Origin of the sequence: Rhodococcus phenolicus, from assembly GCF_001646785.1 — a bacterium.
In the GTDB taxonomy this organism is placed as follows: domain Bacteria; phylum Actinomycetota; class Actinomycetes; order Mycobacteriales; family Mycobacteriaceae; genus Rhodococcus; species Rhodococcus phenolicus.
The window spans coordinates 1-4,683 of record NZ_LRRH01000146.1 but is presented as its reverse complement, the minus strand read 5'-3'; the positions used below and the strand labels follow the sequence as shown (position 1 = coordinate 4,683).

Sequence of the window (4,683 nt, the reverse complement as noted above, 5' to 3'; positions counted from 1 at the left end):
TCATCCGCACCCAACAACGGAAGGTCGCCGACCAGCGTGGACGGTTCCGACACCACGGCCTCGAGGACCCGCACGAAACGCTCGGCGAACGAGCGGATCGTCGATTCGTCGAACAGATCCGTGGCGTAGGTCAGCTCGGCGGCCATTCCGGCGGGAGAGCCCTGCTCGTCGACCGATTCCGTGAGCGTGATCTGCAGGTCGAACTTCGACACCTGGGCGTCGAAGTCGAGTCCGCTCACCGACAGGCCCGGCAGTTCGAACGAGGTCTGGGCGAGGTTCTGGAACGCGAGCATCACCTGGAACAACGGATGACGGGCCTGCGAGCGGGCCGGGTTGAGCACCTCGACCAGCCGCTCGAACGGCACGTCGGCGTGCCCGAACGCCCCGAGGTCCGTTTCGCGCACCCGGCCGAGCAGGTCCGTGAACGACTCGGCCGGATCGACCGGGGTCCGCAGAACCAGGGTGTTGACGAACATGCCGACCAGGTCGTCGAGCCCGGCTTCACCGCGACCGGCGACCGGGGTACCGATCGCGACGTCGTTCGTTCCCGACAGACGCGAGAGCAGTACCGCCAGCGCGCTGTGCACGACCATGAACAGGGTCGTCGCGTGCTCCCGCGCGAACGCGTTGAGAGCCGAATGGAGTTCCGGCTCGACCACGAAGCGGACGCTCGCACCGGCGAAGGACGCGGTGGACGGACGCGGACGATCACTCGGCAGATCGAGCTGGTCGGGCAGTCCGGCCAGCGTTGCGGACCAGTAGTCGAGCTGCCGCGAGATCAGCGACTCCGGGTCGTGTTCGTCACCGAGGACCCCGCGCTGCCAGAGCGCGAAGTCCGCGTACTGCACGGGAAGCGGCGACCAGGCCGGCGCATCCCACGACGATCGCGCGGCGTACGCCACCATCACGTCGCGGGCGAGCGGACCCATCGACCAGCCGTCCGCAGAGATGTGGTGGACGACCAGGCCGAGGACGTAGTCGCGTTCACCGATCTCGAACAACCGGGCGTGCATCGGGACCTCGGAGGTCACATCGAAGCCGACGGACGCCAGTTCGAACAGCTTGCCGTGCAACTCCTCCGGCGAGACCAGTTCCGGGGTCAGGTCGGGAACGGTCTGTACCGCTTCCTGCACGACCTGGCTCGGTCCGTCCGGCGAGTCCGGGAAGATCGTCCGCAACGACTCGTGGCGGTCGGTGACGTCGATGACCGCCACCTGCAGGGCGATGATGTCGAGTTCACCGCTGAGCCGGATCACGACCGGAATGTTGTTGACCGCAGAGCCCGTGTCGAATCGGTTGAGGAACCACATGCGCTGCTGCGCGAGCGACAGCGGGATGCGGTCCGGCCGCTCGACCGGTGCCAGTGCGGCCCGGCCACCTGCGCCGGCATGCTGTTCGACACGTGCCGCGAGTGCCTCGACGGTGGACGCCTCGAACAGGGCCCGGACGGGAACCGTCGTCTGCAGGGCGGCACCGAGCCGTGACACCACCTGGGTCGCGATGAGCGAGTTTCCGCCCAGCTCGAAGAAGTCGTCGTCGACACCGACCCGCGCCACACCGAGCACGTCGGCAAAGGTGTTGGCGACGATCTCCTCGACGGGGGTCGACGGCGAACGGAACACCTTGGTCTCGAACACGGGCGCCGGCAAGGCCTTCCGGTCCAGCTTGCCCTGCGGGGTCAGCGGGACCTCGTCGAGAACGACGATCGCCGCGGGCACCATGTGTGCGGGCAGCCGTCGGGCGGCGAACGCGGCGAGCGCATCCGCGCCGACGGTCCGGCCGGGCGCGGCCGTCACATAGGACACCAGCTGGGCCGTCCCCGACACACCGGTGTGACCGACCGTGACCGCGAAGTCGACGTCGTCGTGCGCCGCGAGGGTCGCGTCGATCTCGCCGAGTTCGATGCGGAAACCGCGGATCTTCACCTGGAAGTCGCTTCGGCCGACGTATTCGATCTGCGGTGTCGGTGCCCCCGGCACCCACCGCACCAGATCACCCGTCCGGTACATCCGGCGGCCGTCCCCGGCGAACGGGTCGACGAGGAACCGTTCGGCGGTCAGACCGGCGCGCGCGTGATATCCGCGCGCCACGCCCGCACCCGAGATGTAGAGCTCGCCGACGACGCCTTCCGGCACCGGGCCGAGCCGCGAGTCGAGCACGTACGTCGTCACGCCGCGGATCGGTCCACCGATGACGATCGGTTCGCCCGCGACCAGCGCGTCGGAGATGTTGGAGGCGACGGTCGCCTCGGTCGGCCCGTACGCGTTGAACATCGACCGGCCCGGCACCCACCGGGCGACGAGTTCGGGCGAGCACGCCTCGCCACCGACGACGACCACGCGCAGATCCGGAAGACCTGTGGGGTCCACCGATCCCAGCGCCGCCGGGGTGACGAAGGCGTGCGTGACCGCACCGCGGACCAGCACGTCGGCCAGGTCCGTTCCGCCGTAGACGTTGGTCGGGACGATCACCATCGCCGCCGAGCCCGCGGTGGCGAGAAGCAGTTCCAGGATCGACGCGTCGAAACTGGGAGAGGCGAAATGCAATGTGCGCGAGCCGGGTCCGATGCCGTACCGGTCGCGCTGCTCGGCCTCGAATCCGGCCAGACCGGAATGGGTGACGGCGACGCCCTTCGGCGTACCCGTCGATCCGGAGGTGTAGATCAGGTACGCGCAGTTGTCCAGGCGCAGCGGCCGGATGCGGTCCGCATCGGTGATCGGGGCCGGCGAGGCGACCGCACGGTCACCGACGAGTTCGGCCTCGTCGACCGCCAGCCATGTCACGCCACCCGGCAGCGTGGACAGGTACTGCTCCGTCGTCAGGCCGAGCTCGGCGCCGGAATCGGCGATCATGTGCTCGATGCGGTCGGCGGGATAGTTCGGATCCACCGGGACGAAGGCGGCACCGGCCTTGGCGACCGCCCACCACGAGATCACCGAATCGACGGACCGCGGAACCGCGATGGCCACCACGGTTTCCGGTCCGATACCGCGCGCGATCAGCATGCGCGCGAACTGCGAGGAGACCGCGTCGAGCTCGCGGTAGGTCAGCGTGCGATCCCCGGAGATCAGCGCCGGCCCCTCCGGATTCCGGGAGACCGCGTCGGTCAGCAGCCGGGCCAGGGTGGCCGGTTCCGCACCGCCGGCGCCGGTGGTGGAGACGAGCGCGCGGCGCTCGCCGACATCGAGGATCTCGAGATCCCCCACGGCCCGGTGCGCATCGGCGACGACGGCCGCAAGGAGACGCTGGAATCGCTCGGCGAAACCGCGCACGGTCGAGACGTCGAACAGATCTGTGGCATAGACGAATTCGGCACCGAGACCGACGGTCGTACCGGCACTGTCGGTACGTTCGGACAGGGTCAGCTGCAGGTCGAACTTGGCGACGTCGACGTCCACCTCGCTCGCCTCGATCGTCAGATCCGGCAACTCGAGGCTGGTGTTGCCCATGTTCTGGTAGGCGAGAACAACCTGGACCAGCGGATGCCGGGACTGCGAACGGGTCGGCTTGAGAACCTCCACGAGCCGCTCGAACGGCACGTCGGCGTTCGCGAAGGCACCGAGGTCGACCTCGCGCACCTGCTGCAGCAGTTCCGTGAACGTCGTCCTCGGAACGATCCGGGTCCGCAGCACGAGCGTGTTGACGAACATGCCGATCAGATCGTCGAGGGCTTCCTCGCCGCGACCGGCGATGGGAGTCCCCACCGCGATGTCCTCGGTGGCGGAGAGCCGGGCGAGCAGGACCGCCAGCGCCGAATGCATGACCATGAACAGCGAAACATTGTGTTCGCGTGCGAGTTCCGAGAGCGCACTGTAGGTGCGTGCGTCGATGTCGAAACCGACACGGTTGCCCACGAACGACTGCACCGCCGGCCGGCGGCGGTCCGAGGGCAGGTCGAGCTGCTCGGGGATCCCCGCCAGCTGATTCGACCAGTACTCGATCTGCGTCGCGGCGAGCGAAGCCGGATCGGCCTCGTCGCCGAGGACCTCGCGCTGCCACAGCGAGTAGTCGGCATACTGGACCGTCAGCGGCGACCAGGCCGCGTCGGTCGAATCGGTACGTGCCACATAGGCCGTTGCCATGTCCCGCGCGAGCGGACCGAAGGACACCCCGTCGGCCGCGATGTGGTGGATGACCATCGCGAGAGCGACTTCGTTCTCGCCCATCCGGAAGATGCGGCAGCGCACCGGAATCTCCCGCGAGACGTCGAAGCCCGCCGACGCGAACTCGGCGAGAACCTCCGGGAGTTCGTCGGGTCCGGCGAACTCCTCCTCGAGTCCGAGATCGACGTCGCCGATCGGCAGGATCAGCTGGTACGCACCGGAACCCGACTCGGGGAAGACGGTACGCAGCGACTCGTGCCGCTCCACCACGTCGTACAGCGCCGCCCGGAGCGCATCGACGTCGACGGCTCCTTCCATCCGCAGCACGAAGGGCAGGTTGTAGGTCGCGGCGGACGGGTCGAACTGATTCAGGAACCACATCCGCTGCTGGGCCAGCGACAGCGGAATCTCGTCCGGACGCGGATAGTGGACGAGCGGCGGACGCCGGCGATCTCCGGCACGCGACGACGAGACCGCCTCCGCCAGTTCGGCGACCGTGGGGGCCTCGAACACCGTGCGGACACCGATCTGGACTTCGAGTGCCGCGGCTATCCGTGCGACGACCTGCGTCGCAATCAGC

The 4,683-nt window shown here is 68.5% G+C and carries 1 protein-coding gene; it reads right to left on the bottom strand.

Annotated elements, in window-relative coordinates; all coding sequences use genetic code 11:
• Positions 1 to 4,683 (bottom strand): non-ribosomal peptide synthetase (locus A8G15_RS27805; protein ID WP_156665597.1); only part of this gene is annotated, 4,683 nt, incomplete at both ends.